The organism is Gymnodinialimonas sp. (assembly GCF_059726805.1).
This window is the reverse complement of the sequence record NZ_AP041059.1, coordinates 4,213,548-4,237,998: the sequence shown is the minus strand read 5'-3', so window position 1 is coordinate 4,237,998 and position 24,451 is coordinate 4,213,548. Positions and strand designations below refer to the sequence as shown.

At 63.4% G+C, this 24,451-nt stretch carries 23 protein-coding genes and 1 riboswitch; of the genes, 17 read left to right on the top strand and 6 right to left on the bottom strand.

Going from position 1 to position 24,451, the window contains the following annotated elements; translation table 11 throughout:
• Positions 1-154: 154 nt before the first annotated feature.
• The 4 genes from AC6I9R_RS20795 to AC6I9R_RS20780 are packed head-to-tail and all read left to right on the top strand — an operon-like array spanning position 155 to position 6,874.
• Complete coding sequence (locus AC6I9R_RS20795) at positions 155-1,162, top strand: AAA family ATPase (RefSeq protein WP_461428225.1); 1,008 nt, start codon at positions 155-157, stop codon at positions 1,160-1,162.
• Positions 1,159-2,046 (top strand): DUF58 domain-containing protein, encoded by an 888-nt coding sequence (locus AC6I9R_RS20790; protein WP_461428226.1) that lies wholly within the window; start codon positions 1,159-1,161, stop codon positions 2,044-2,046. Before AC6I9R_RS20795 ends, AC6I9R_RS20790 begins: the two co-directional genes overlap by 4 nt.
• Positions 2,046-4,805 carry a DUF4159 domain-containing protein gene (locus AC6I9R_RS20785; RefSeq protein WP_461428227.1) on the top strand — a complete coding sequence of 920 codons (2,760 nt, stop codon included), beginning with the start codon at positions 2,046-2,048 and terminating at the stop codon, positions 4,803-4,805. Before AC6I9R_RS20790 ends, AC6I9R_RS20785 begins: the two co-directional genes overlap by 1 nt.
• A 2-nt stretch (positions 4,806-4,807) precedes the next feature.
• Complete coding sequence (locus AC6I9R_RS20780; protein ID WP_461428228.1) at positions 4,808-6,874, top strand: hypothetical protein; 2,067 nt, start codon at positions 4,808-4,810, stop codon at positions 6,872-6,874.
• 90 nt (positions 6,875-6,964) lie between these two features.
• Here AC6I9R_RS20780 and AC6I9R_RS20775 read toward each other — a convergent pair whose 3' ends face one another.
• Both AC6I9R_RS20775 and AC6I9R_RS20770 read right to left on the bottom strand, forming a co-directional pair.
• Positions 6,965-7,318 carry a hypothetical protein gene (locus AC6I9R_RS20775; protein ID WP_461428229.1) on the bottom strand — a complete coding sequence of 118 codons (354 nt, stop codon included), beginning with the start codon at positions 7,316-7,318 and terminating at the stop codon, positions 6,965-6,967.
• 53 nt (positions 7,319-7,371) lie between these two features.
• Positions 7,372-7,782: a CopD family protein gene (locus AC6I9R_RS20770; RefSeq protein WP_461428230.1), complete on the bottom strand. Its 411-nt coding sequence runs from the start codon at positions 7,780-7,782 to the stop codon at positions 7,372-7,374.
• Positions 7,783-7,921: 139 nt separating this feature from the next.
• Between AC6I9R_RS20770 and AC6I9R_RS20765 the strand changes: the two genes are divergently transcribed.
• From AC6I9R_RS20765 to AC6I9R_RS20745, 5 genes are all read left to right on the top strand, one after another.
• Positions 7,922-9,376 (top strand): FAD-linked oxidase C-terminal domain-containing protein, encoded by a 1,455-nt coding sequence (locus AC6I9R_RS20765; protein WP_461428231.1) that lies wholly within the window; start codon positions 7,922-7,924, stop codon positions 9,374-9,376.
• Between the two features lie 89 nt (positions 9,377-9,465).
• A complete protein-coding gene (locus AC6I9R_RS20760; protein ID WP_461428232.1) occupies positions 9,466-10,614 on the top strand; it encodes an FAD-binding protein in 1,149 nt (382 codons plus the stop codon).
• A 1-nt stretch (position 10,615) separates the two neighbouring features.
• A complete protein-coding gene (gene glcF, locus AC6I9R_RS20755; RefSeq protein ID WP_461428233.1) occupies positions 10,616-11,944 on the top strand; it encodes a glycolate oxidase subunit GlcF in 1,329 nt (442 codons plus the stop codon).
• A 137-nt stretch (positions 11,945-12,081) separates the two neighbouring features.
• Complete coding sequence (locus tag AC6I9R_RS20750) at positions 12,082-12,951, top strand: trypsin-like serine peptidase (RefSeq protein WP_461428234.1); 870 nt, start codon at positions 12,082-12,084, stop codon at positions 12,949-12,951.
• Positions 12,952-13,093: 142 nt separating this feature from the next.
• Positions 13,094-13,555 carry an Hsp20 family protein gene (locus AC6I9R_RS20745; RefSeq protein WP_461428235.1) on the top strand — a complete coding sequence of 154 codons (462 nt, stop codon included), beginning with the start codon at positions 13,094-13,096 and terminating at the stop codon, positions 13,553-13,555.
• 49 nt (positions 13,556-13,604) lie between these two features.
• Here AC6I9R_RS20745 and AC6I9R_RS20740 read toward each other — a convergent pair whose 3' ends face one another.
• Complete coding sequence (locus AC6I9R_RS20740; RefSeq protein ID WP_461428236.1) at positions 13,605-15,083, bottom strand: Hint domain-containing protein; 1,479 nt, start codon at positions 15,081-15,083, stop codon at positions 13,605-13,607.
• Between the two features lie 100 nt (positions 15,084-15,183).
• Positions 15,184-16,062 carry a hypothetical protein gene (locus AC6I9R_RS20735; RefSeq protein ID WP_461428237.1) on the bottom strand — a complete coding sequence of 293 codons (879 nt, stop codon included), beginning with the start codon at positions 16,060-16,062 and terminating at the stop codon, positions 15,184-15,186.
• 141 nt (positions 16,063-16,203) lie between these two features.
• Here AC6I9R_RS20735 and miaB point away from each other — a divergent pair, with 141 nt between their 5' ends.
• Entirely contained in the window at positions 16,204-17,505 is a 1,302-nt protein-coding gene (miaB, locus tag AC6I9R_RS20730; protein ID WP_461428238.1) for a tRNA (N6-isopentenyl adenosine(37)-C2)-methylthiotransferase MiaB, read from the top strand.
• Positions 17,506-17,533: 28 nt separating this feature from the next.
• Here miaB and AC6I9R_RS20725 read toward each other — a convergent pair whose 3' ends face one another.
• A complete protein-coding gene (locus tag AC6I9R_RS20725; RefSeq protein WP_461428239.1) occupies positions 17,534-17,857 on the bottom strand; it encodes a hypothetical protein in 324 nt (107 codons plus the stop codon).
• A gap of 477 nt (positions 17,858-18,334) precedes the next feature.
• Between AC6I9R_RS20725 and AC6I9R_RS20720 the strand changes: the two genes are divergently transcribed.
• From AC6I9R_RS20720 to AC6I9R_RS20705, 4 genes are all read left to right on the top strand, one after another.
• A complete protein-coding gene (locus tag AC6I9R_RS20720; protein WP_461428240.1) occupies positions 18,335-18,922 on the top strand; it encodes an OmpA family protein in 588 nt (195 codons plus the stop codon).
• 27 nt (positions 18,923-18,949) lie between these two features.
• The gene (locus AC6I9R_RS20715) at positions 18,950-19,300 is read left to right on the top strand and encodes a hypothetical protein (protein ID WP_497863039.1); all 351 of its coding nucleotides are present in this window, start codon (positions 18,950-18,952) and stop codon (positions 19,298-19,300) included.
• Between the two features lie 233 nt (positions 19,301-19,533).
• Complete coding sequence (locus tag AC6I9R_RS20710; RefSeq protein ID WP_461428242.1) at positions 19,534-20,562, top strand: PhoH family protein; 1,029 nt, start codon at positions 19,534-19,536, stop codon at positions 20,560-20,562.
• 24 nt (positions 20,563-20,586) lie between these two features.
• The gene (locus AC6I9R_RS20705; RefSeq protein WP_461428243.1) at positions 20,587-21,150 is read left to right on the top strand and encodes a YdeI/OmpD-associated family protein; all 564 of its coding nucleotides are present in this window, start codon (positions 20,587-20,589) and stop codon (positions 21,148-21,150) included.
• Positions 21,151-21,154: 4 nt separating this feature from the next.
• Here the strand turns inward: AC6I9R_RS20705 and AC6I9R_RS20700 are convergent, their stop codons facing one another.
• A complete protein-coding gene (locus tag AC6I9R_RS20700) occupies positions 21,155-21,292 on the bottom strand; it encodes a hypothetical protein (protein ID WP_461428244.1) in 138 nt (45 codons plus the stop codon).
• A 145-nt stretch (positions 21,293-21,437) separates the two neighbouring features.
• Between AC6I9R_RS20700 and ybeY the strand changes: the two genes are divergently transcribed.
• Genes ybeY through lnt form a run of 3 tightly spaced genes read left to right on the top strand, consistent with a single transcriptional unit; the run spans position 21,438 to position 24,372 of the window.
• On the top strand, positions 21,438-21,920 hold the full coding sequence (gene ybeY / locus AC6I9R_RS20695) for an rRNA maturation RNase YbeY (protein ID WP_461428245.1): 483 nt from the start codon (positions 21,438-21,440) through the stop codon (positions 21,918-21,920).
• 44 nt (positions 21,921-21,964) lie between these two features.
• Entirely contained in the window at positions 21,965-22,873 is a 909-nt protein-coding gene (locus AC6I9R_RS20690; protein ID WP_461428246.1) for a transporter associated domain-containing protein, read from the top strand.
• On the top strand, positions 22,870-24,372 hold the full coding sequence (gene lnt / locus AC6I9R_RS20685) for an apolipoprotein N-acyltransferase (RefSeq protein WP_461428247.1): 1,503 nt from the start codon (positions 22,870-22,872) through the stop codon (positions 24,370-24,372). The genes AC6I9R_RS20690 and lnt overlap by 4 nt, the downstream gene beginning before the upstream one ends.
• Positions 24,373-24,403: 31 nt before the next feature.
• Positions 24,404-24,450: riboswitch (SAM-SAH riboswitch) on the top strand.
• Position 24,451 lies beyond the last annotated feature (1 nt).

The following is a 24,451-nucleotide window of genomic DNA, read 5'->3' as shown; positions in this document are numbered from 1 at the left end:
ATCTGTCCTCTGGGCCCTATACGGTCCGGTTTTTTGTGCACCGCATGCCGGTAGTCACGATGATTTGTCCCCCATTCCCTTTTGCCATTTGTGGTCCGAGGAATAGGTCTGTTACCTGTTGTAGCTATATTTAACACCCACGCGGAGCATTGCCATGACTGAGCCCGAACAACTCGTCGCTGAGATTGAAGCGTTAGGCGCGAAACTGGGTGAGGCGAAGGCCTCTATCGCGCAGCGGATCATCGGCCAGGACGAGGTGGTGGAACTGGCGTTGTCGGCGATGTTGTCGGGCGGTCACGCGCTTCTGATGGGTCTGCCGGGCCTGGGCAAGACGCTGTTGGTCGATACGCTTTCGACGGTCATGGGCCTGTCAGCCAACCGCGTGCAGTTCACGCCGGACCTGATGCCGGCGGATATCCTGGGCTCGGAAGTTTTGGAGACAGGGGACGACGGCTCGCGCAATTTCCGCTTTCTGGAAGGGCCGATTTTTTGCCAGCTTCTGATGGCCGATGAGATCAACCGCGCCTCGCCCAGGACGCAATCGGCGCTGTTGCAGGCGATGCAGGAAAAGGAAGTGACGATTGCGGGCGAACACCGGGCGCTGCCTGCGCCGTTCCACGTGCTCGCGACGCAGAACCCGATCGAGCAGGAGGGGACGTATCCCTTGCCCGAAGCGCAGTTGGACCGGTTCCTTGTGAAAATCGATGTGCCTTATCCAGACCGCGACACAGAGCGTGGCATCCTGATCGCCACCACCGGTACGGAACAGGCGACATCGACAGAGGTGTTCACGCCAAACGAGTTGATGCGCGCACAGCAAGTGGTGCGACAGATGCCGGTGGGCGAGGCGATTGTCGAAGTGATCCTTGATCTGGTCCGCGCCTGCCGCCCGGAGGAGGGCGACGCGCCGGATATCGTGAAGCGCACCGTGGCCTGGGGGCCCGGTCCCCGTGCCGCGCAGTCGCTGATGTTGACAGCGCGCGCGCGGGCCTTGTTGGATGGTCGACTTGCGCCCTCGGTTGATGATGTTGCGGCACTAGCCCGGCCGGTTCTGGGCCACCGGATGGCGCTGTCGTTCTCTGCCCGCGCGGAAGGGGCAGTGCTGGAGCAAGTGATTGACGAAGTCACGGCCCGCGTCACCCGGATCGAGGCTGCAGCTTGAGCGAACTCACCCTCCACACGCCGGAGTCGCTGCGATCCCGGTCCGAGGCTGTTGCGGCCTCGCTCCCCCCGCTGATGGCCGATGCGCAGCATCTGGCCGCGACGGTGCTTTTGGGGGTGCATGGCCGCAAACGGGCGGGCACGGGGGATGAGTTCTGGCAGTATCGCCCGGCAGAGCAGGGCGATAGCTACCGGTCCATCGACTGGCGCCGCTCTGCGCGGTCCGATGGGCATTTCCTGCGGCAGACGGAATGGCAGGCGGCCCAATCAGTGATGATCGGTGTCGATGATGCCGCGTCGATGACCTATGCGGGCGCTAAATCCCGCCCCTCCAAGCTGCGTCGGGCGCAAACCCTGGCGATGGCCTTGGCCGTGATCGCCGTGCGCGGCGGAGAGCGCGTGGGCCTGACCCATTTGGCAGAGCCGCCCCGCGGCGGTCAGGCACAACTGATGCGGATGGCTGCGGCGCTGATGGACGGTGTGGACCGCCCGGAATACGGCGCGCCCAAGCCGCAAGTGATGCCTGCAGGCGCACGCGCCGTGTTCTTCAGCGATTTCCTCGGTGATCCGGCGGCGATTGAATCTGTCCTTGGCCGCGCGGCAGATCGCGGGGTGCAAGGCGCCTTGGTCCAGATCCTCGATCCCGATGAAGAGGCCTTTCCCTTCGACGGGCGTACCCTGTTTGAAAGCATGTCCGGCACCATCCGGTTTGAAACGCTCAAGGCCAAATCCCTGCGCGAGGAATACCTGGCGCGGCTGGCAGCCCGCAAAGATGCCCTGCGCGACATGACCCGGCGCACGGGCTGGCGCTTCCACGTCCATCACACGGATCAACCGGCCGAGCCGACGCTCCTGTGGCTCTATCAAGCGCTGGAGCGTCGTTGATGTTTGGCACCCTCGGTTTTGCCACGCCGCTTCTTCTGCTGGCGCTGATCGCGCTGCCGCTTTTGTGGTGGTTGTTGCGCGCGGTCCCACCTGCGCCGATCAAGCGGCGGTTCCCCGGTATCGCGCTGCTGTTGGGGCTCAATGACGACGAAAGCCAGACCGACAAGACGCCGTGGTGGCTGTTGCTGCTGCGCATGGCAGCCATCGCCGCGGCGATCATCGGCTTCGCGGGACCGGTCTTGAACCCGCAAGAGCAGCGGGCGGCGGGCGACGGCCCGCTTTTGATCGTGATGGATGGCTCCTGGGCCTCGGCACGGGACTGGCCCGCGCGGCTGGACCGCGTCGCCGTTCTTATGGACGATGCGGCCCGTGCGGGGCGAGAGGTTGCCTTGGTGCAACTGACGAACCTGCCGCCGGGCGCGCCCCTGTTCCAAGCGGCAAACGCCTGGGCCCCGCGTGTGCCGACGTTGGAACCCGCACCCTACGGCCCCGACATGACGGCAGCCGCAGATTGGGCCGACACGCTGGAAGGGCCCGTCGAAGTCTTCTGGTTCTCGGACGGTGTTGCCTATGTCGACCGCGAGGACGTGGCAGATGCCTTTGCAGATCTTGGCCCGCTATCGGTCTTCCAGGGCGACCGCGACCTTATCGCGCTGGCGCCCCCCCGGTTCGAGGATGGCATGGTGCGAGGCGACCTCTCGCGCCTTGGCGCCGAGACACCGCGCGATGTGACGGTCGTTGCCCATGGCCTCGACCCCGCGGGTCTTCCCCGCGCCCTCGCGCAAGCCACCGCAACGTTTGATGCCGGTGAGATGGTCGCACAGGTGGAATTCGACCTGCCGCCAGAGCTTCGCAACCGGATCACGCGGTTCGAACTGTCCGGTGAGCGCCACGCGGGCGCGATTGCCCTGACCGATGACGCCCTGCAGCGCCGCCAGGTTGCGCTGATCGCAGCGGGCGCGGATGACGAGCAGCAGGCGCTTTTGTCACCGTTGCATTACTTGCGCCAGGCCTTGGAACCCACGGCGGATTTGATGGAAGGCGCGCTCAGCGATATCCTCGTCGCCAGCCCTGACGTCATCATGCTGGCCGACATCGCCACCCTCTCCCCGGAGGAGGAGGAAGGACTGACGGCTTGGGTGGAAAACGGCGGCCTCTTGGTCCGCTTCGCGGGGCCGCGCATGGCAGGCTCGGACATCGCGCGTGATGAGGCCGGGCCCCTGATGCCCGTGCGCCTGCGCGTGGGCGGACGGACCGTTGGCGGTGCCATGTCCTGGGGCGAGCCGAAAGAGCTTAGCCCGTTTGAGGAAGGCTCACCCTTCTTCGGCCTTGCGATCCCGGGCGACGTGCAAGTGACCAGCCAGGTCGTGGCGCAGCCCGACCCAACTCTGGGGGAACGCACGATTGCGTCGCTGTCGGACGGCACGCCTTTGGTCACCCGGGCAAACCTCGGGCAAGGGTCGGTGATCCTGTTCCACGTCACGGCCAATGCTGAATGGTCGACACTGCCCCTCTCGGGCCTCTTCGTGCAGATGCTGGAGCGGTTGGCGATTTCGACCCGCCCTGTGGCGCCGGACGCAGAGGATCTGGAGGGCACGATCTGGATCCCGGAAGAGGTCTTGGACGGTTTCGGCGTGCTGCGCGACGCAGGCACCCGGCCAGGTGTAGCGGGGGAAGAATTGGCCTCGGCACCGCTGTCAGCACAGATCTTGCCGGGGCTTTACTCGGGCGAGGACCGCCGCTTGGCGCGCAATGTGATGGCGCAGGACGCGGGGCTGGTAGCGGCGGAATGGCCCGCCGACGTGCCGGTGGAGGGGATGTCCGTGACGCTGCCGACGTACCTGATGGCCAGCTTCCTGACCGGTGCCTTGGTGCTTCTGTTGCTCGACGCGATCGCAGCGCTGTGGCTGGCCGGGCGCTTGGGCGGGCTGACCCGCAGCGCGGCCGTTCTCGCCGCCGCGATGATGATCGCGCCCCAGGCCGAGGCACAGATGACGCCCGCCGAAGAACTGGCGCTATTGGCGACGTCCGAGGCGACGCTCGCCTATGTGTTGACCGGAGACGCGGAGGTGGACGAGACCTCTCACGCCGGGCTTCAGGGCCTGTCGAATACATTGTTCCAGCGCACGTCGGTGGAGCCCGCACCGCCCATCGGGGTGGACCTTGAACTCGACGAACTAGCGTTCTTCCCGATGATCTACTGGCCGATCACGCCGGGCCAAGAGATCCCCTCGGCCAATGCCTATCGTCGCCTCAACGACTATCTGCGCGGCGGCGGCATGATCGTGTTTGACACAAGGGATGCCCATGTGGGCGGCTTCGGATCCGGCACGCCGGAGGGGCGCCGTTTGCAGATCATCGCAGCACCGCTAGATATCCCGCCGCTTGAGCCGATCCCCGAGGATCACGTGCTGACGCGGACATTCTATCTATTGCAGGACTTCCCTGGGCGGCACCTGTCGCGCGACGTTTGGGTCGAGGCCGCGCCGCCCGATGCGGAGCAGATCGAAGGCATGCCGTTCCGCAACCTCAACGACGGTGTCACGCCGGTGCTGATTGGCGGCAACGATTGGGCCGCGGCCTGGGCGCAGGATGAACGCGGGCGACCGCTCTACCCCGTGGGCCGTGGTCAGACCGGAGAGCGTCAGCGCGAGATCGCGCTGCGGTTTGGCGTCAACCTGGTGATGCATGTGCTGAGCGGCAATTATAAGTCCGATCAGGTCCACGTGCCCGCGCTTTTGGATCGGTTGGGGCAATGAACATGGCGAGCCAAATCCTGTTCGATCCGCATCTTGCATGGCCCATGATTTACGGCCTCGCGGCCGCGCTGATCCTGATCATCGCGCTGTCGATCTGGCGTGGCCTGACCGGGTGGCCCTACCGCCTGCTGGCAGGTGCGGCGCTTCTGGCGGCGCTGATCAATCCTTCGCTTCAGACCGAGGACAGGGAACCTCTGTCCGACATCGTTCTGTTGGTTGTCGACGAAAGCGCCAGTCAACGGATCGCGGACCGGCCCGAGCAAACGGCGGAAGCTTTATCCACATTGGAGGCCGAGGTTGAGGCGTTAGGGATGGAAACGCGCATAGCGCGCGTCGGGGATGCCGATGACAACTCTGGCACGCTTCTGATGTCAGAGTTGCAACGCCTGATGGCGGAAGAGCCGCGCGCGCGCATCGCCGGGGCCTTGGTAATCACCGACGGACGGCTCCATGATCCTGAACTGGTCCCGGACATGCCCGCGCCGATCCATGCGCTGATCACCGGGCGCGCGACAGATTGGGACCGCCGCCTTGTGGTCGAAACGGCGCCCGCTTTCGGGATCATCGGCGAGGAACTTTTGCTCACGATCCGGCTGGAAGACCAAGGCGCCGTGCCCGCCGGGCAGGAAGGCCGCTCGCAGATCGTGATCGCGGTCGATGGCGGCCCGCCTCAGACCTACACGGTGCCCGTCGGTGAAAGCCTGGAATTGCCCCTGACCCTGGAGCATGCGGGGCAGAACGTGATCCAGTTCACCGTGCCCGAAGCATTGGGCGAACTGACCACGCGCAACAACGCCGCCGTGGTGCAGATCAATGGCATCCGCGACCGTCTGCGGGTGCTGCTGGTGTCGGGAGAGCCACATCCAGGCCAGCGCACCTGGCGCAACCTGTTGAAGTCGGACCCCTCGGTCGATCTGGTGCATTTCACCATCCTGCGTCCGCCCGACCGTCAGGACGGCGTGCCGGTGTCTGAGCTATCCCTGATCGCCTTCCCCACACGGGAATTGTTTATGGAGCGGGTGGATGACTTCGACTTGATCATCTTCGACCGCTACCAACGCCGGGGCATCCTGCCGATGGTCTACATCGACAATATCCGCCGCTACGTCGAAGATGGCGGTGCGCTGTTGCTTGCTGCAGGACCCGACTTCGCGGGCGCCTCGTCGCTTTATCGCACGCCCCTGTCGGACATCTTGCCGGGCCGCCCCACCGCGCGGGTGATTGAAGAACCCTATGTGCCGATGATCAGCACCCTGGGCGAACGGCACCCGGTGACGACGGGGCTGGAGGGCGAGCACACGCCACTGCTTGGCAGCGACGATCCCTGGGGTCGGTGGTTGCGTCAGATTGAACTGACGGAGCAGGGCGGGCAGACCGTCATGCAGGGGGCCAATGGCGCGCCCTTGTTGATGCTGGACCGCGTGGGGCAGGGGCGCGTGGCGCTTCTGGCGTCAGATCACGCCTGGCTTTGGGATCGCGGTTATGAAGGCGGTGGCCCGCAGTTGGAGCTGCTGCGTCGCCTCGCCCACTGGATGATGGGCGAGCCGGACCTGGAGGAAGAGGCATTGGTCGCGGAGGTTGATGGGCAGACGATCAACATCACGCGCCGCACGCTCGCCGATCAGACCGGCTCTGTCGTGGTGACGACGCCCGATGGAGAACATCTGGAGGTGCTGTTGGAAGAAACGGCACCAGGTGCGTTCACGGCAGAAATCGAAGGCGAGGAGCAGGGGCTTTACCGTTTGGTTGAAGGCGATCTGGAGCGCGTCATCGCGCTTGGGCCCGCGGCCCCGCGAGAGTTTGAAGTGACCATTGCGGGGACGGATCAGATTGACCCGCTTCTTGACGCCGAGGGGGGGAGGTCTGTCCGATTGGAAGACGGTCTTCCGGACCTGCGCCGCGTGGCGGAGGGGCGCACGGCCCATGGGCGCGGCTGGCTCGGCCTGACCGCGCGGGAGGCTTACGTGACGACTGATGTGACGGTGACGCCGTTCATCCAGGCCTGGGTGTTCCTGTTGCTGGCTGCGGGCCTCATGCTGGCCGGTTGGTTGCGCGAAGGGCGCCAGTAGCAGTTTCGCCCTGCGTGCCGCAGGCGCGACTGTGGCGAGGGGGAAACCCCCTCGCGCTCCCCCCCACCAGCACTTTGATCATGCGGCGCGCTAGTTGGTTGGAACGGTAAACGCTGTCGTGGTGTCGGCCCATCCCTCAACATTCGTACGGGCGCGGATGAAGACTTCGGTCGTATCGTCCGGAACCTCTACGCCTGAGGTAGACCGCGTGAACGGCTGCTCTTCGACATGGGGATGCGCGAGCGGTCGGTTACCGATGATCGTGCCATCGGCCAGTTCGACCCGCCAGCCGTCGGCATAATCGTCCCACCCCGTATCGCCATGGGCAATGGTCACGTCAAATCGCCAACCGTTCGCGCCGGGCGTGGCGTCGATGCCAACGACCTGTGCGGGATCCGCCCAAGCAGGCGTGGCGGCGAGCAAGAAAGGAATGATATACTTCATGGGGACACGATACGCGCCGCTGCGCGGCGTGCCAGCCACGATTGCGTGAGGCCTTAAAACGGTTTGTAAACCACAAGGATCAACACGCCGATGGTACCGAAAACGCTGATCTCATTGTAAACGCGCAACCAGCGGTCGGATTCCGTAAAGATGCCCTTGCGGGCGCGCAGGACCAATCGACCGGTCCAACCGTAGTGCACGGCCAGGGCCAGAACGACGCAGATCTTGAGCAAAGACCACTTGGGCCAGCCCCAGAGGTGCGCGAGGTAAAGGCCCGAGAGAATCGCGATAACACCCAGACCAAGGGAAAAGCGGTAGATGCGGATCGTCAGATCCCCGGTCGGGCCGAAGGTGCCCTGGGCCTCCCATTCGCGCTTCCAGAAGATGATTGCGCGCGGGGCGGCGAAGATGCCGGTCATCCACCCCAAAACGCACAACAGATGCAAGACTTTGACCCATTCCATGGCGACACCTTCTGGTCAGGAACAGGATGCGCCGCAAGATGCCACATTGCCCCTGAGCAAAAACAATTGCCTAATGCGGATATTGGTTATATTAGTTTACCAATTCGCGGGGTTGCCCGCCAGATGGGAGGACATGCTGATGCAGATGCCAACACCGAACGCTGGAATTCTAAGCCGCAAGGCACGGATTGTAGAGCGGTTGTCGAGCGTGCTCCCGAAGACGGCCGTGATCCATGATCCGTCGCAGACAAAAGCCTACGAATGCGACGCGCTTACCGCCTACAAATGCCCTCCGCTCGCCGTCGTGCTTCCAGCGACCACGGAAGAAGTCGCGGCGGCCTTGAAGATTTGCCATGAAGAAGGGGTGCCGGTCGTCCCCCGGGGCTCGGGCACATCGCTGGCGGGGGGCGCGTTGCCCACCGCAGACAGCGTGATCCTGGGCGTTGCACGGCTGAACCAGGTGCTGGAGACGGACTACGAGAACCGCATCATCCGGGTGCAATCGGGCCGCACGAACCTGTCGGTGACGGGAGCCGTGGAATCCGAGGATTTCTTCTACGCCCCGGATCCCTCCAGCCAGTTGGCCTGTGCCATCGCAGGCAACATTGCGATGAACTCGGGCGGGGCCCATTGCCTGAAGTACGGCGTGACGACGAACAACCTTCTGGGTGTCACCATGGTGACAATGAAAGGCGAGGTGGTCGAGATCGGCGGCGCGCACCTTGATAGTGGTGGCTATGATCTTCTGGGCCTGATCTGCGGCAGCGAGGGGCAGTTGGGCGTGGTGACGGAAGCCACCCTGCGCATCCTGCGCAAGCCCGAGGGCGCACGACCCGTTCTGATTGGCTTCGACAGCAATGAGGTCGCAGGCGCATGCGTCAGCGACATCATCAAGGCAGGCGTCCTGCCCGTCGCCATCGAGTTCATGGACCGTCCGATCCTGGAGATCGCCGAGAACTACGCCAAGGCGGGCTACCCCGATTGCGAGGCAGTGTTGATCGTGGAGGTGGAGGGCTCTCCGGCTGAAATTGACGCGCAGCTTGGCCTGATCAAGCAGATTGCGCGGTCCCATAACCCGGTGGAGCTGCGCGAGGCTGAGACGGCGGAAGAAGCGACGCGCATCTGGCTGGGTCGTAAATCCGCGTTTGGGGCGGTGGGACAGGTCGCGGATTATATGTGCCTGGATGGGACGATCCCGGTGGGCGAGCTGCCGCGCGTGCTGAAGGGCATCAAGGACATCGGCGACAAATACGGCTTGAAGGTCGGCAACGTGTTTCATGCAGGCGACGGCAACATGCATCCGTTGATCATGTTCGACGCCAACAAGCCTGGCGATCTGGAGCTGTGCGAGCAATGTGGCGCAGACATTCTGACGCTGTGTGTTGAGGTGGGCGGATGTCTGACAGGTGAGCACGGCGTGGGCGTGGAGAAGCGTGACCTGATGGGCGCGCAATTCACGGACGCGGATATGGAGGCGCAGATGCGAGTGAAGGACGTCTTTGACCCCGCATGGCTGCTGAACCCCGCAAAGGTGTTCCCATTGGAGACGTCGCGCACCCGCCGCGAAAGTGAACTCGCCCAAGCCAGCGCTTGACGCGCGGGCCAGGCCGACCGCGCTGGGGGGATTTCATCCCCCCAGACCCCCCCTGAGAGTTTTTCTGGCAAGATGAAGGAGCGGGCCCGATGTTGAGCCCTGTGAGCGAGGCCGAATTAAGCGACGCGGTGGCCGGGGCAACGGGCCCTCTGCGGGTCGTGGGCGGCGGAACGCGGTCCATCGGGGCGGCAGGGGCAGGCGAGGTTCTGTCGTTGTCAGAGCTTGTGGGGATCGAGATGTATGACCCCGGCGCGCTGACGCTGGTGACCAAGGCGGGCACGCCGCTGGACGACATCGAAGCGGCCTTGGCATCCGAGGGGCAGATGCTGGCGTTTGAACCCGCTGACATGCGCAGCCTTTTGGGCCGCGATGGGGCATCCACCATTGGCGGCGTCGTGGCGGCGAATGCCTCGGGCCCGCGTCGATTGCTGGCTGGCGCCTGCCGCGATGCGCTTTTGGGCGTGCGGTTCGTTGATGGGCGCGGGGACGTGCTGAAAAACGGGGGCCGTGTGATGAAGAACGTGACCGGCTACGACCTGGTGAAGCTGATAGCAGGGTCCTATGGCACCTTGGGCGTCATGTCAGAGGTCGCTTTGAAAGTGCTTCCGAAACTCGATGGCGCCACGGTGGTTGTGCGCGACGCGAACGCGCTTGCGGTGATGACCGAAGCGATGATGTCGCCGTTTGAAGTATCGGGCGCCGCCTCGGTGCCGGGTGAGGGGGTGTTCCTTCGGTTGGAAGGGCTTGAGGTTTCGGTCCAGTACCGCACCGAAAAACTGCGCGCGCTTCTGGGCAAAATGGGAGAGATCGACGTGATCTCGGACCCCGGTGCCTCAGCCGCGTTGTGGAAACGGATGCGCGATGTGACGGATTTCGCCGATGGGTCCAGCGCGGTGTGGCGCGTTTCGATGAAGCCGTCCGATTTAATGTCCGGTCTGGTGCCCGCGCTCGGCAGTGGTTTGGACGTGCAATACGATTGGGCCGGGGGTCTCGCATGGTTGCGGATGGGCGCGGCGGCAGATGACGCGCAAATCGTGGAAATGCACGATGCCATTCAATCCGGCGTCGTTACCCACGGGGGCGGCCATGCGACCCTGTTCAAGGCACCCGAGACCGTTTTGGCGCGTGTCAGCGTTTTCCAGCCGGAGGAGCCCGGCGTTGCCATTTTGTCGAAAGGGTTGCGCGCGAAATTCGACCCTCGCGGCATTCTCAACCCGGGCCTGATGGGAGCCGCCTAATATGCAAACCACCTTCACGCCCGAGCAGTTGAAAGACCCGGCGATCGCCCGTTCCAACAAGATCCTGCGGACCTGCGTCCACTGTGGTTTTTGCACGGCGACCTGCCCGACCTATCAAGTCTTGGGGGATGAACTCGATAGTCCGCGGGGGCGGATCTATCTGATCAAGGATATGCTGGAAAACAATCGCCCGGCCGATGAGAAGACGGTGAAGCACATCGACCGCTGCCTGTCCTGCCTGGCTTGCATGACAACTTGTCCATCGGGTGTGCATTACATGCACCTGGTCGATCACGCGCGCGAGTACATTGAGCAGACCTATAAGCGACCTTGGTTCGAGCGGGTGCTGCGCTGGACCCTGGCGCAGATCCTGCCTTATCCCATGCGGTTCCGCCTGGCCCTTCTGGGCGCCAAGATCGGGCGGCCCTTTGCGCGCCTGATGCCTGACGCGCGCCTGCGCGCAATGCTGGAGATGGCGCCGGATTACATCCCTCCGGTAAGTCGCAATGACGACCCCCAGACGTTTCCTGCGACCCAGAAGAAGATGCGCGTGGCACTGATGACGGGTTGCGCGCAGAAAGCGCTCAACACCGATATCAACGACGCGACGATCCGGGTGCTGACCCGCTTGGGGGCGGAGGTTGTGGTGGCCGAGGGTGCCGGATGCTGCGGGGCGCTGACCCATCACATGGGCAAAACCGAGGAAAGCCACGGAACGGCGGCAAAGAACATCCGCGCCTGGGCGGCGGAGATGCGCGGTGAGGGCTTGGACGCGATTGTGATCAATACCAGCGGCTGTGGCACGACGGTGAAGGACTACGGTCACATGTTCCGAGAAGACGCAAAACTGGCCGAGGACGCGGCGGCCGTTGCAGGTTTGGCCAAGGACATCAGCGAGGTGCTGATCGACCTGATGCCTGAAGATGTGGTGCAAAAAAACGGCGACGGCATCCGCGTGGCCTATCACGCGGCTTGTTCGCTCCAGCATGGGCAGCAGATCAAGACCTACCCCAAGGACCTGTTGAAACGCGCCGGGTTCAAGGTGCTGGAGCCTGCCGACAGCCACCTGTGCTGCGGATCGGCGGGGACGTACAACCTGATGCAGCCAGAGATTTCGGGCCATTTGAAAGAGCGTAAGGTGCAGACACTGGAGGCCACGCGGCCCGACATCATCTCGGCCGGCAATATCGGCTGCATGATGCAGATCGGGGGCGGGACCGATGTGCCGATTGTCCACACGGTCGAGCTTCTGGATTGGGCCACAGGCGGGCCGCGTCCCGCTGCGCTGGATCGCAACCGCGACGAGCCTGCGGTGCCGATGCTGCGCTAACAGGCGCGGAGGCGGGCGTCCCACCGACCCGCCCCCGCCCGCCTCCGCGCCTGAATGGCAGATGGGGGCGATGAAACGGCCATATTCTCGCCCAGCTTCCTCGGTATGCCCTTGGCATCATGTCAGGAGGGTCGTCCATGAAGCGGACGTTTTTCGCAGGGTTTCTATGTGCATTGGGTCTTGCCTTTGGCGGCCTGAACGGCGTGCAAGCGCAAGGTCTGCCGCAGGTGCAGTTGACAGAGGGCCACGGCAATCTGCGCGCTTTGAACAGCGGCACGGAGGTTCAGCTGTGGCGTGCCGTGGGGCGGCTGGACACTGGCGCATCGTTCTGTTCGGCCACGCTGATCCGCGAAGATCTGGTCCTGACCGCCGCCCATTGCGTGTACCATCCCCAGACATCGCGCGCCTTTGCGCCGGAGGATCTGACGTTCTTCGCGGGCCTTCGCAACGGCCATGCGGAAGCCATCCGGCGGGTGCGCCGCATCATGGTTCTGCCCGATTACCGCCCCGAGCAGGGTCCCGACTTTGACATGATCGGTCGCGACATCGCGCTGCTGGAGCTGTCAGCTCCCGTCTCTATGGCGTCTATCGTGCCGATCTCCGTGGCGCGAACTCCGTGGCGAGAGGGCCGTGTGACCGTGGTGTCATATGGCCGCGAGCGGGAAGGATATGCCTCGATTGAGGAAGGTTGCGAAATCCTGCAACGCCAGGAGTCGGTCCGCTCCCTGACCTGTGAGGTTGTCTCCGGCTCGTCCGGCTCGCCGGTTCTGCGGGTCAATCAGGGGCGGGCAGAGGTTGTGGCGGTGATTTCGGCCAGCGCCCAGAACCATGACGGCGACATTTCCCTTGCGGTGATGCTGGAGGGGCATCTTGATACGCTCATGGCACAGTATCAGCGTGGCGCATCGGCCCCTGCCGCCGTGACCGCCCTTGGCGGTACGCCGTCGTTCGTCCTTCAGGGGGCGGATGCGCGGGACAACATCGGTGCTCGATTTATTCGGCCCTAGTCGAAGGGGTCTTGAAACCCGATTTCCGCCTTCCCAAATCAGTCCTGTCGGTGCCGCCAAGCGGGCCGATACCCGTAACCGGGCCTGCGCCTGACCATCAGGGCAGCCCAAATTATCGTTATCGCTCAATGGAGGATGACCCATGCGAACCTATGATTTTTCCCCCCTCTACCGTGCCACCGTCGGCTTTGACCGCGTGGCGGACATGCTGGACCGCGTTCTGACGCAGGATTCCACGCAGTCGACCTACCCGCCCTACAACATCGAAAAGCTGGACGAGAATTCTTACCGGATCTCTGTCGCCGTGGCTGGGTTTTCGGACGCCGATCTGAACGTGGAGCAGCGCGAGCATCAGCTTGTCGTCTCGGCCAAGCGTGAGAAGGACGAGGACGCCCGCACCTATCTGCACCGTGGCATCGCCACGCGCGCGTTTGAAAAGCGCTTCCAACTGGCCGACCATGTCCGCGTGACGGGTGCGGTGGCCGAGCACGGGATGCTGCACATCGACCTCGTGCGCGAGGTGCCCGAGGCGCTGAAGCCGCGCCGGATCGAGATCGGGACCAGCGGCGCCAAGGCGATTGAGGGCGACACCGTCGAAGCCTGATTTACTGCACGCAAAGAAGTGGGGGGCGATCCGTTTGGGTCGCCCTTTTTCATGCCAGCTTCAAGCGCCGGGGGCGGGTGCCTTTGCGTTCGATGCGACGGGCGGGCTCCATTCCCAGGCAGTGATCCAGCAATCGGCGCGCGGCAGCATGTTGGCGCGACAGGCTTTGGGTGGTCACCAGCATGCTTTCAACCCAGCACCCGGCGGCTTGGATGATCGAGTGCCGTTCCATCACCACGTTATAGTAGCTGGCGGATTTGCGCCCCCGCATACGTCGGATCCCGTTGGACCCGATCAGCTTTACCGCGGGGACCAGAACCTCTTCCTCGGTGTGGGGAATGCTTTGCAGGACGCGGTGTTGGGGGGAGGTGATCAGCGGCTCCGCCGGAAGGTTGTCGCCCAAAGCGCCGGCGGGGATCAGGATGGGTTTGCCGGGATCGTCGCGGTGCGAAAAGTGGATGGTTTCGCGCACAAGAAGGCGGATCGCCTGCCACCCGTTGTCCTTGGTCCATATGATATCATCGGGGCGCAGATCTTCAATCGCGACGTCACCGCGTTCGGTGCGGATCGGCGTGCCTTCCAGAACGCAGACCGGGCCGGCGGAATAGGCAAAGTTGGAGGGGCCGATGTCTTCCCGCTCGAAATCCACTAACCGCAGGGTGTCGCCATTGTCGAAGGTGATGACGGTCGTGTCGTCGCCTGACATTCGGTCCAGCACATCCTGGTAGCTGGTGATTTCGGCCATATCAAAGGCGATGATGTCGTTAGAGCTGAAATTCAGGATGCGGTCACTGCCGTGCCCGTCGCGGATGACGAAGGTATCGGTTCCCTCGCCGGCGCGCATCGTATCGTCGCCTTCGCCGCCCTCGATGGTATCGTTGCCTTTGCCTGCGGTGATGGAATCGTTGCCCGCGCCGCCGCTCAGCGCATCGTTATCTTCCCCGCCGTCGATGGTATCATTGCCCTCGCCGCCGTAGATGACGTCGGCGCCTTTGTCGCCGAAGATCGTGTCGTCGCCGTCCCCGCCGGAAACTGTGTCGTTTCCTTCGCCTGCGTCGATGGTGTCGTTTCCGCCGCCGCCGTAGACTTCGTCGTTGTCTTCACCCGCTCTGACGGAATCGTTGCCCTCGTTGGCGAAGATCGTATCGGCGCCTTTGTCACCTTCAATGGTGTCGTCGCCGCTGCTGGCGGCGATGTAGTCGTCGCCCTCTCCGCCATCGAGCGAGCTGGCGTCGCCGTTGGCATACATCTCGTCGTTGCCTTCGCCGCCCTGCATGGTGCTGTTGCCGTGGTCGTCGATCAGGGTGTCATCACCCTTCCCCCCCTCGAGCTGGTCGTCGCCGAGGCCGCCATCCATGCTGTCGTTGCCTTCGTCGCCTTTCAGCGTGTCATTGCCAGACCCGCCGTCGATGCTGTCGTTGCCCTTTTTACCGTCAAGCTGATCATTGCCACCTTCGCCATTGATGGTGTCGTCGTTGTCGGTGCCGTCGAGGTTGTTGCCGTTGTTGTCGCCATTGATCGTGGCCATGCCGAAAGGTCCCGCTGTGCGTTCTGAACTTGGGCAACAGAAGCGGGGTAACGATCTAAAACTGTCTTAAAATGGGGCGTCTAAATGCAGCGAATTTGACTCAAAACCACTGGCCGGGCTCCATCAGGCCCAGTTCCATCAATTGCATGGAGGACCAGTGGAACTGGACCGATTTGTGCCAGCGGAAGTCAGGGATGTCGTGGCGAGACCCGGGGTTGGTCCGCAGCGCCTTGGCCACCCGGAACGAACAGATCGTCGCCGAAAGGGAATGGTGCCAGGGGCAGGAATAGGTGTTCAGCTCTTCATCGGACAGGGTGTGGTCTTCGCGCAGAGTGAGGCCCGGCGCTGCGCGGAACAGGCCCACGCGGTCAATCTTGCGCTTGGGTTTGGCGACGTGTTCTTCGAACCGCCACCGCAGGCCGCCATAGAAATTCAACTGGCGGTCCATGACCTCGTCTTGCTCGGGCCCGCCGCGCCGAGTTTCGGCGTAATAGCCGGAGCTGTCCAGCAACGCGCCGTCTAGATCAACGGCGTTGGGATGCGCGGACAAATCGCCCGCGTAGAGGTCAACCACGTAGGTCAGCACAGACTCGCGCCGTTCTTCCATCACCCAGGTGACCAATTCGCCGATCGTCCGGTCTTCGCAGAACGGGAAGAAAAGGTATTCGCCGTTATAGCAGTAGTGGATCCACTCGCCCGGCGCTTTCTCGATCAGCGCATTCACGATGTCCTGTGTCGCGCCCGGCTGGCGCGAGGGGTGGCGGATGACGTATTGCAGGCATTTCGTGTTTTTGGGGGCATCGGGCACCTCTACCTCTTCCGGGGCGAGGATGAAGATCCCTTTGAACGCCAGCGAGTGCAGATGATCCAGGCTTGAGGCAAGCTCTACCCTGTCCTCCGCAATCAGCACGGCGAAAGGCCCTTTGCCGAACGTCGTTGCGGGGGCGGCCTTGAAGCTGGAAAGAGTCTCGAAATTCATGGGTGTCAGCTGCTCGGTGCTTTTGGCGACAAGATGCCTGCGCCGTCCTGATTTTGCAATTGCGCCGTTGGTTGAACCGCAAGCATCCGCACGATACACCCCATCCGTTGCGATTTCCTTGATCCTGCGTGAGGCGCCCCGATGACCAAGAAGCTGTTCGTGAAGACCTATGGCTGTCAGATGAACGTCTATGACAGTGAGCGCATGGCCGAGGCTTTGGGCGGCGAGGGGTATGAACAGGTCGCCAGCCCCGACGGCGCTGACATGATCCTGCTCAACACCTGCCACATCCGCGAGAAGGCGGCAGAGAAGATGTATTCGGAGCTGGGGCGCCTGCGCCCCCTGCGCGATGCCAACCCGGATCTGAAGATCGGCGTGGCGGGCTGCGTGGCCCAGGCCGAGGGTGAAGAGATCATGCGCCGCCAGCCGTTGGTGGATCTGGTCGTGGGGCCACAGACCTACCACCGGTTGCCGAAAATGATGGAAGCGGTGAACGCGGGCGAAAAGGCCCTCGACACAGACTTCCCCGAAGAAGACAAATTCACCAAGCTCCCCAAGGCGCGCGCCACACGCGGCCCGACGGCATTTCTGACGGTGCAGGAAGGCTGCGATAAGTTCTGCGCGTTCTGCGTGGTGCCTTACACGCGCGGCGCCGAGGTTTCGCGCCCCGCGGATCGGTTGATGGGGGAGGCGCGGGACCTAGTGGCGCGCGGCGTGCGCGAGATCACGCTTCTGGGTCAGAACGTGAATGCCTATCGCAACGGCGACTACGGCCTTGCGCGGTTGATCCGCGAGATGGCGGAGATCGACGGGCTGGACCGGTTGCGGTTCACCACATCCCATCCCAACGACATGGAAGATGATCTGATCGCCGCCCACGGCGATTGCCCCGAACTGATGCCCTACTTGCATCTGCCCGTACAGGCGGGGTCCGACACGGTCCTGAAGGCGATGAACCGAAAGCACACGGCCGAGGAGTATATCCGCCTGATCGAACGCATCCGCGCCGCGCGCTCGGACCTGCACCTTTCAGGCGATTTCATCGTCGGTTTCCCTGGCGAAACGGAGGCGGATTTCCAGGCCACGCTCGATCTGGTCGAAACCGTTGGCTATGGCACGGCCTATTCCTTCAAGTACTCCGCCCGCCCCGGCACCCCGGCGGCAGAGCGCAAAGGGCAGGTTAGCGAAGCTGAGGCCAGTGAACGGCTACAACGGCTGCAAGCGCTTCTGACAAAGCAGCAGTGCGCCGCGCAGGACGCCATGGTCGGACGCCGCGTGAAGGTGCTGTTTGAGAAGCCGGGCCGCAATCCGGGACAGATGATCGGCAAGTCCGACTACCTGCACTCCGTCCATGTCGACGGCCCCGAGGATCTGCGCGGGCAGATCGCCGAGGTCGAGATTGTGGAAAGCAAGACCAACTCCCTGACCGGGCGGCTGGTCTAAGGGCGGGCAAAGCGCCCGCCCCCCTGCCTTAGCGCGGCGGGTTCTGCGCGATGATCTGATGCATCACCTGCACGGCGCGGTCCGGGCGGTCGACCGTGCTGGCGTCGCGGCAGACACGCTCGCCGATGGCGTGGGCTTCAGGGAAAGTGTAGCCGACGCTCACGAGGCTATCGATGAAGATCGGATTGGGCCGGTCCCAGATGACTTCGCTCCACGGACCCCGGAAGCAGCTTACGGTGACTTGGACCGTGTTGACGACGGTCGGGTAGTGGTAGCCGGTCGCCGCCGCCGGTGCGACGGAAGCAAGCAGAAGTGCGCCCCCAAGGGCGGCAAATGCGATTTTGTTTTTCATTTCTATTCCCCAGATTTACCGAAGCCGCGTAGATCCAAGGGCCAAAACCCAAGTGCAGAGATCCAAGATCCGACTCCGAATGTGCCAAGAGGTTAACACAACGTTAACGCTTGGCCGCCATCACATTTTCAGGGCTGGTTAAGATTCGGAAATCGCGGAAACAAACCCGACCGATTCGCCGGATCGTCGCGAAACCGGGAACAGTGTGGCAATTATTTTGAGCAAGGGGGGACTACATTTAGGGGCTTCCGTTCGCCAACAGGCAAAAATGGCCGAATCGTTCCCCTGCTGTTTCCGAATCCGCAACCCAAGCGCGAATAAAGCTCTTCCCAACTGGGGATAAGTTGCTATCCTTCTGAAATCTACGCGTTTTCTGAATCGGCGCTGCAAGCTGACCGGAACAATGCAGGAATCATTTGATCGAAGCCTTGGGCGCATCAGGCGCCTCTTGGGTTCGGAACTAAGGGGGATGCACGAGTGATTGACGCTCTGACACGCGGTTTGACGCGGGGACTGACTAGCACGCTTGGCGTCACTGCCCTGGTTGCGGGGGCGTTCATTGCCACCTCGACGCCGGCAGCGGCTCAACAGCAGATTATCGTAAGTGGCACGGTTCAGCCGGGCCTGTGGGTGGACCCCGATGGGTGTCTGCACTGGGTCGCCGACGGCGGCATCGAGGGCTACATGGAAGGCCGCGTGAACCCGCACAACGGCATGCCTGTGTGTCTGGATGTGAACGCCTGCGGCGTCGCGAACACCGATACGATGTTTCACACCGACAGTGCGCGTCTGACCGGCTCGGGCCGTCAGTACCTGCAGCAATTCTTCACCCAGGCCGGCGCCTATGCCTATGCCATCTACGGCCACACCGACAGCCGCGCATCGGACGAATACAACATGCGTCTGAGCGAGCGTCGCGCCGCCGCCGTCGCGAACGTTGCCCGTTCCGTCGGTGCCCGTGTCGCCCGTGAGATCGGCTACGGCGAGCGTCGTCCGGTTGCGCCGAACAACTCGGCTGCAAACATGCAGCGCAACCGTCGCGTTGAAATCGTGTGCTACCGCTGAGGCGGAGGAAGGGACTACAAGATGAACATGTTTAAACTTCCTTTGCTGATGGCTTTCCCGCTCGCCCTGATGGGCTGCGTGGAAGGCGTTGGTCCGGCCCGCACGGGTCCCAACGGTGAGCCGCCGGTGATTGCCATCGGCGAAGACCGGGGCCGCGATTCCGGCTCGCTCTCGCGGCTTGAGGCGGGGATCTACATCGACCCCGATGGCTGCCACATCTGGATGATCGACGACGGCCTCGAAGGCTACTGGTCGCGCCGCCTGGACCCCCGCTCGGGTCTGCCGGTCTGCACCGAGCCCGCGCCGCGCGGGTCGGTCATTGGCGATTACAGCTCGGGCAGCCCCGGCATCCCGGACTTCGTGCCGCGCGTCCGTTAACGGCGCGTCCAACGGATGATCGAAACAGTCGGGCGGCTCTTGGGTCGCCCGTTTTTTTTGTCGGCACATTTGCACTGGAAATGGGCAGGTATGGCGTGCCGAATGCCCCGCACACACAAAATATTGGAGCCAAGCCCGTTTGTGATGTGGACAACGCGTTTGCTCAACGCCAGAATCGAACGTAACAGGCGCCTCGGGTGGTCCGGGACGCATCAGCCCCACCGGAGAAGTCTTTGGCAATCAACACGCTGCCCCCCTCGGACCCGTCCAGCGCCCCCTCTGTTGCCCCCGAATCTCTGGAACGCACCATTGAGTTTTCCGACAATCGCCTGCTGATCGAGCTATGCGGAGAGTACGACCGCAACCTTGCGCAGGTCGAGCAGTTGCTCTCGGTCCAGATCAACCGACGCGGCAACCTCCTCGCGATCTTGGGCGAGGCGCGCGACCGCGCGGCGGCGATCCTTCAGGGCCTCTATGAGCGGCTGGAGCAGGGAAAAACGGTCGAACCCGGTGACATCGACGCGGCCGTCCGCATGGGCGGATCGGCCGACGGCACCGGCGTGCGCGACGGCGACCAGATCGAGATGTTCAAAGGCGGCACGCTGGAAATCGGCACCCGCAAGAAGACGGTCGAGCCGCGCACCCAGGCACAGCAGGACTATGTCCGCGCGCTCTACAGCAACGAGCTGGCCTTCGGGATCGGCCCAGCAGGCACCGGCAAGACCTACATCGCCGTGGCCGTTGCGGTGAACCAGATGATGTCCGGCCATGTTGACAAGATCATCCTCAGCCGCCCTGCGGTGGAAGCGGGCGAACGCCTGGGCTTTCTGCCCGGCGACATGAAGGACAAGGTCGATCCTTACATGCAGCCGCTTTATGACGCGCTGAATGATTTCCTGCCGGGCAAACAGCTCGCGAAACTAATCGAGGAAAAGACCATCGAGATCGCGCCGCTGGCCTTCATGCGCGGGCGGACGCTGTCGAATGCCTACGTGGTACTGGACGAGGCGCAGAATGCCACGTCCATGCAGATGAAGATGTTCCTGACCCGGTTGGGGCAGGGATCGCGCATGGTGATCACCGGTGACCGCACCCAGGTCGACCTGCCGCGCGGTGTCACCTCGGGTCTGTCTGACGCGGAGCGGATCCTGAAGGACGTCTCAGGCATCAGTTTCAATTACTTCACCGCCAAAGATGTCGTCCGCCACCATATGGTTGCCAAGATCATCCAAGCCTACGACAAGGACGGCCCTGTCGGGTAGCGCCGCGCGACCTATGTGTCGCGCATGGCGCAGATCGACCAAGTTGAAGTGACATCTGAACAGGCCTTGTGGGATTGGATGGCGGCCAACCACTCGGGCCCCTCTGTCTGGCTTGTGACGTGGAAAGCAGCACATCCGGGCAAGTATCTGAGCCGGTCACAAGTCTTGGATGCGTTGATCGCCCACGGCTGGATCGACGGGCGGCGGATGAAGCTTGATGACGAAAGGACCATGCAGTTGATCGCGCCGCGCGCGGCGCAGGTCTGGGCGCGGACCTACAAGGACCGGGCCGAGCGGTTGATCGCAGAGGGCCGAATGCGGGCACCGGGCCTGGCGGCGTTGGAAGCCGCCAAAGCCAGCGGGCTTTGGTCCGCCTCGGACGGGATTGATGATTTGGAAGTCCCCGAGGATCTGCGTGCTGCACTTGATGAACGTCGCGCCAGCCCCTGGTTTGATGCGTCTGCGCCGTCGTACCGGCGAAATGTGCTGCGCTTCATGGCGGGCGCAAAGCGGGCAGAGACACGGGCTAAACGCATCGGCATCATCGCCGATCACGCCGCGCGGGGCGAGAAGGTGCCGCAGTACTAGGCGTTTAGCCGTCGGTCTCGCGTTTGCGCAGCAGCCAGGAGACTGTGATCCACCCGATGAAGGTGAGCGCCAGGCCAAGTTCAAGGTGCTGAAAATCGGCGATCGCGCTGCTGATGTTGATCAGGGAACCCGTATTTTGCATTGGCCTGCCTTACCTGTTGTGATTCTCGGACGAGCTACAGGGTGTCGAAACAATGTGGTTAAATTGGGGCGTTTGTTTCGGGGGCAAGGCCAGCGGTTCCGTCACGAACGTTGCTTTGGCGGCCCGCGCATCCTAAGCCCGCGCCATGGAGATCGATGTGCTGATTGAGGCGCCGGAGTGGGACGCGTTGGACCTTGAGGGGTTGGCCCAGGCCGCGTGCATTGCTGCGCTGCGGGATCTGTCCCTGAACCCCACCGATTTTTCCCTTTCAATCCTCGCCTGCGATGACGCGCGCATCGCCACCCTGAACGGCGATTTCCGCGCCAAGCCCACGCCCACCAACGTGCTCAGCTGGCCCGCAGAGGACCGCGCGCCTGACACGCCCGGCGCGATGCCCGACCTTGAAGACCTGCCAAATGAGCTGGGGGACCTTGCCCTTGCCTTCGAAACCTGCGCGCGCGAGGCGCGGGACGGCGGTAAACCGCTGGCCCATCATCTGAGCCATTTGCTGGTGCATGGCCTACTCCATTGCCTTGGATTTGATCATGAAACCGACGCGGACGCCGATCTAATGGAGGCGACGGAAACGCGGATACTTGCCAGACTGGGGGTCCCTGACCCATATTAGGACCAACGGGCAATTCCGGCCCGGTTTTCTGTTGGAAAGGAGCCATGAGCTCAAACCCTGATCCGTCGTCTCCCGCGGCGCGTGGCGCGCCCTCAAACGAGTTTGAGACCGACGAAGAAGCCCCGGCCCAAAGGCCCGGGTTCTTTGCCCGCATTTTTGGCGCAGACGCGTCGGGACCCAACCCCGATGCTGATGTTCTGACCAGTGACACCTCCAGCCCCCAAACCATAGGCCCCCGGCTGCCGGGCATCTCCAACCTTCGGCGCATGCGGGTTGAGGATGTGGCAATCCCGAGGGCCGAGATCACATCGGTGGCCAGCGACACCAACCTGCCCGATCTTGTGCAGGTGTTCCGCGACAGTGGCCTCACGCGGTTGCCCGTTTACGACGGCACGCTGGACGAGCCCATTGGCCTCGTCCACCTCAAGGATATCGCCCTTCGGTATGGGTTCAACGGTGACGATGAGCCCTTCACCCTGTCCGAGTCCCTGCGTCCGGTCCTCTATGTGCCACCGTCGATGCCCATTGGCGTGTTATTGACCAAGATGCAGGCGGACCGGACCCACATGGCGTTGGTGATCGATGAATATGGCGGTGTGGACGGCTTGCTGACCATCGAAGACCTAATCGAGCAGGTCATCGGCGAGATCGAAGATGAACACGACATCGAAGAGGCGCAGCCTTGGGTCCGGGAAGAGGATGGCGCGTTCCTGGCGCTCGCACGCGCCCCGCTGGATGATTTCGAATCCGAGATCGGCATGGAATTGGTCGATGAGGAGGAAGAAGAAGAGGTCGATACACTGGGTGGTTTGGTCTTCCTTTTGACGGGCCGTGTCCCCGCGCGCGGCGAAGTGGTGCCGCATCCTTCGGGCGTGGAGTTCGAGGTGATCGATGCCGACCCCCGCCGCATCAAACGATTGCGCGTTCGCCTGCCGTCCGAGGCCGCTGAGTGACATCACTCGGGCGCTGGCAGGCTCGGGCGCTGGCGGCCTTCGCGGGGGGCGCTGCAGCGCTTGCTTTGCCGCCCTTTGACGCCTGGTTTGCGATTTTTCCGGCGTTTGCGTTGGTCTCGGCCCTGGTGGCCACGGCGCCGGATGCCCGGGCGGCGGCCCTTCGGGCCTGGGCGGCGGGCGCCGGGTGGTTCGCCGTCTCCATGCATTGGATTGTGCAGCCGTTCTTCGTGGATGCCGCCGTGACAGGTTGGATGGCGCCATTTGCGCTGATCCTGCTGGCGGGTGGTCTGGCGCTGTTCTGGGGACTGGCTGGATGGCTCTCTGCCCGGCTCGCCAATGGCCCATGGCGCACGCTGGTCTTCGCGGGGCTCCTGACCCTGACCGAGGCCTTGCGCGGCCACATCTTCACGGGCCTGCCTTGGGCGCAGCCCGGCCATGGGCTTGTAGGGAGCGAAGCGCTTGCGTTTTCGGCTTACGGCGGGTCACACGGCCTGACTTTGCTGGTGCTGACGCTGTCTGCTGCAACCGCCGCATTGTTCGTTTTGCAAAGAGCGGCTTGGGCCTGTGTCCCGCTGGTCATCGGCTTGGCCGCAGGGTCGTTTTCTTTGGCAGTGCCCACCACCATCGCAGTCCCCGCACAAGACGCGCCCGTTGTGCGCATCGTGCAGATCAACGCGCCGCAACATCTGAAATGGCAAAGCGACATGATCCCGGTGTTCTTCGACCGGGGCCTGACCCTCACGGCCAGCGCGCCGGGCCCCCTCGGCCCGCCGGACCTGATCATCTGGCCCGAGACCAGTCTGCCCACCCTCCTTGGCCGATCTGACGACGCACGCGCTCGTATCAGTGAGGCCGCCGGCGCGGCTGACGTGTTGATCGGCGCGCAACGCTATGCCGGGCTGGAGCCGCGCAACATATTGGCGCATCTGGACCCGAACGGCGGCATTGCCAGCCTGTATGACAAACATCACCTCGTGCCGTTTGGCGAATATATGCCCTTGCGGGGATTGGCGGATCAGCTTGGCCTGCAAGGCCTCGCGCAGCAGCTATCGGGCGGCTACCGGCCTGGCGACGGCCCCACGCTGATCGATCTGGGGGCGTTTGGCCAAGCCTTCCCGATGATCTGTTACGAGGCGATCTTTCCGCACTACATCCGCGACGTCGCGCGCCCCGACTGGATGGTGCAAGTCACCAATGATGCGTGGTTTGGCAGCTTCGCCATGCCCTATCAGCACCTCGCGCTGGCGCGGCTTCGTGCAGCCGAACAGGGGCTCCCGCTGATCCGGGCGGCGAACACCGGCGTTTCGGCGGTGATCGATGCACGGGGCACCGTGACCCACGCCTTGCCGATGGACACCCAAGGCGTGCTCGACGCGCGCCTGCCGCAGGCCTTGCCGCCCACGCTTTATACGCGCACAGGCGACCTGCCCGCGCTTCTTTTTGCGGTTTTTGCCACATTAGTCGGAATTGCCTTTGCGCGGCGGCTTACCCCCCATTGAACCCGGCTCGAAAGCGGCGTAAGCGGCGTCAATCTCCCCACAACGGCTTCCTGGCGTGGGGGAAACTTCAATGGAGCAC

Excerpts from the sequence above, each read along its gene's own strand:
- AC6I9R_RS20795 (WP_461428225.1), top strand. The coding sequence starts at position 155 with ATGACTGAGCCCGAACAACTCGTCGCTGAGATTGAAGCGTTAGGCGCG.
- AC6I9R_RS20785 (WP_461428227.1), top strand. The coding sequence starts at position 2,046 with ATGTTTGGCACCCTCGGTTTTGCCACGCCGCTTCTTCTGCTGGCGCTG.
- AC6I9R_RS20780 (WP_461428228.1), top strand. The coding sequence starts at position 4,808 with ATGGCGAGCCAAATCCTGTTCGATCCGCATCTTGCATGGCCCATGATT.
- AC6I9R_RS20775 (WP_461428229.1), bottom strand. The coding sequence starts at position 7,318 with ATGAAGTATATCATTCCTTTCTTGCTCGCCGCCACGCCTGCTTGGGCG.
- AC6I9R_RS20770 (WP_461428230.1), bottom strand. The coding sequence starts at position 7,782 with ATGGAATGGGTCAAAGTCTTGCATCTGTTGTGCGTTTTGGGGTGGATG.
- AC6I9R_RS20765 (WP_461428231.1), top strand. The coding sequence starts at position 7,922 with ATGCAGATGCCAACACCGAACGCTGGAATTCTAAGCCGCAAGGCACGG.
- AC6I9R_RS20760 (WP_461428232.1), top strand. The coding sequence starts at position 9,466 with ATGTTGAGCCCTGTGAGCGAGGCCGAATTAAGCGACGCGGTGGCCGGG.
- glcF (WP_461428233.1), top strand. The coding sequence starts at position 10,616 with ATGCAAACCACCTTCACGCCCGAGCAGTTGAAAGACCCGGCGATCGCC.
- AC6I9R_RS20750 (WP_461428234.1), top strand. The coding sequence starts at position 12,082 with ATGAAGCGGACGTTTTTCGCAGGGTTTCTATGTGCATTGGGTCTTGCC.
- AC6I9R_RS20745 (WP_461428235.1), top strand. The coding sequence starts at position 13,094 with ATGCGAACCTATGATTTTTCCCCCCTCTACCGTGCCACCGTCGGCTTT.
- AC6I9R_RS20740 (WP_461428236.1), bottom strand. The coding sequence starts at position 15,083 with ATGGCCACGATCAATGGCGACAACAACGGCAACAACCTCGACGGCACC.
- AC6I9R_RS20735 (WP_461428237.1), bottom strand. The coding sequence starts at position 16,062 with ATGAATTTCGAGACTCTTTCCAGCTTCAAGGCCGCCCCCGCAACGACG.
- miaB (WP_461428238.1), top strand. The coding sequence starts at position 16,204 with ATGACCAAGAAGCTGTTCGTGAAGACCTATGGCTGTCAGATGAACGTC.
- AC6I9R_RS20725 (WP_461428239.1), bottom strand. The coding sequence starts at position 17,857 with ATGAAAAACAAAATCGCATTTGCCGCCCTTGGGGGCGCACTTCTGCTT.
- AC6I9R_RS20715 (WP_497863039.1), top strand. The coding sequence starts at position 18,950 with ATGTTTAAACTTCCTTTGCTGATGGCTTTCCCGCTCGCCCTGATGGGC.
- AC6I9R_RS20705 (WP_461428243.1), top strand. The coding sequence starts at position 20,587 with ATGGCGCAGATCGACCAAGTTGAAGTGACATCTGAACAGGCCTTGTGG.
- AC6I9R_RS20700 (WP_461428244.1), bottom strand. The coding sequence starts at position 21,292 with ATGCAAAATACGGGTTCCCTGATCAACATCAGCAGCGCGATCGCCGAT.
- ybeY (WP_461428245.1), top strand. The coding sequence starts at position 21,438 with ATGGAGATCGATGTGCTGATTGAGGCGCCGGAGTGGGACGCGTTGGAC.
- AC6I9R_RS20690 (WP_461428246.1), top strand. The coding sequence starts at position 21,965 with ATGAGCTCAAACCCTGATCCGTCGTCTCCCGCGGCGCGTGGCGCGCCC.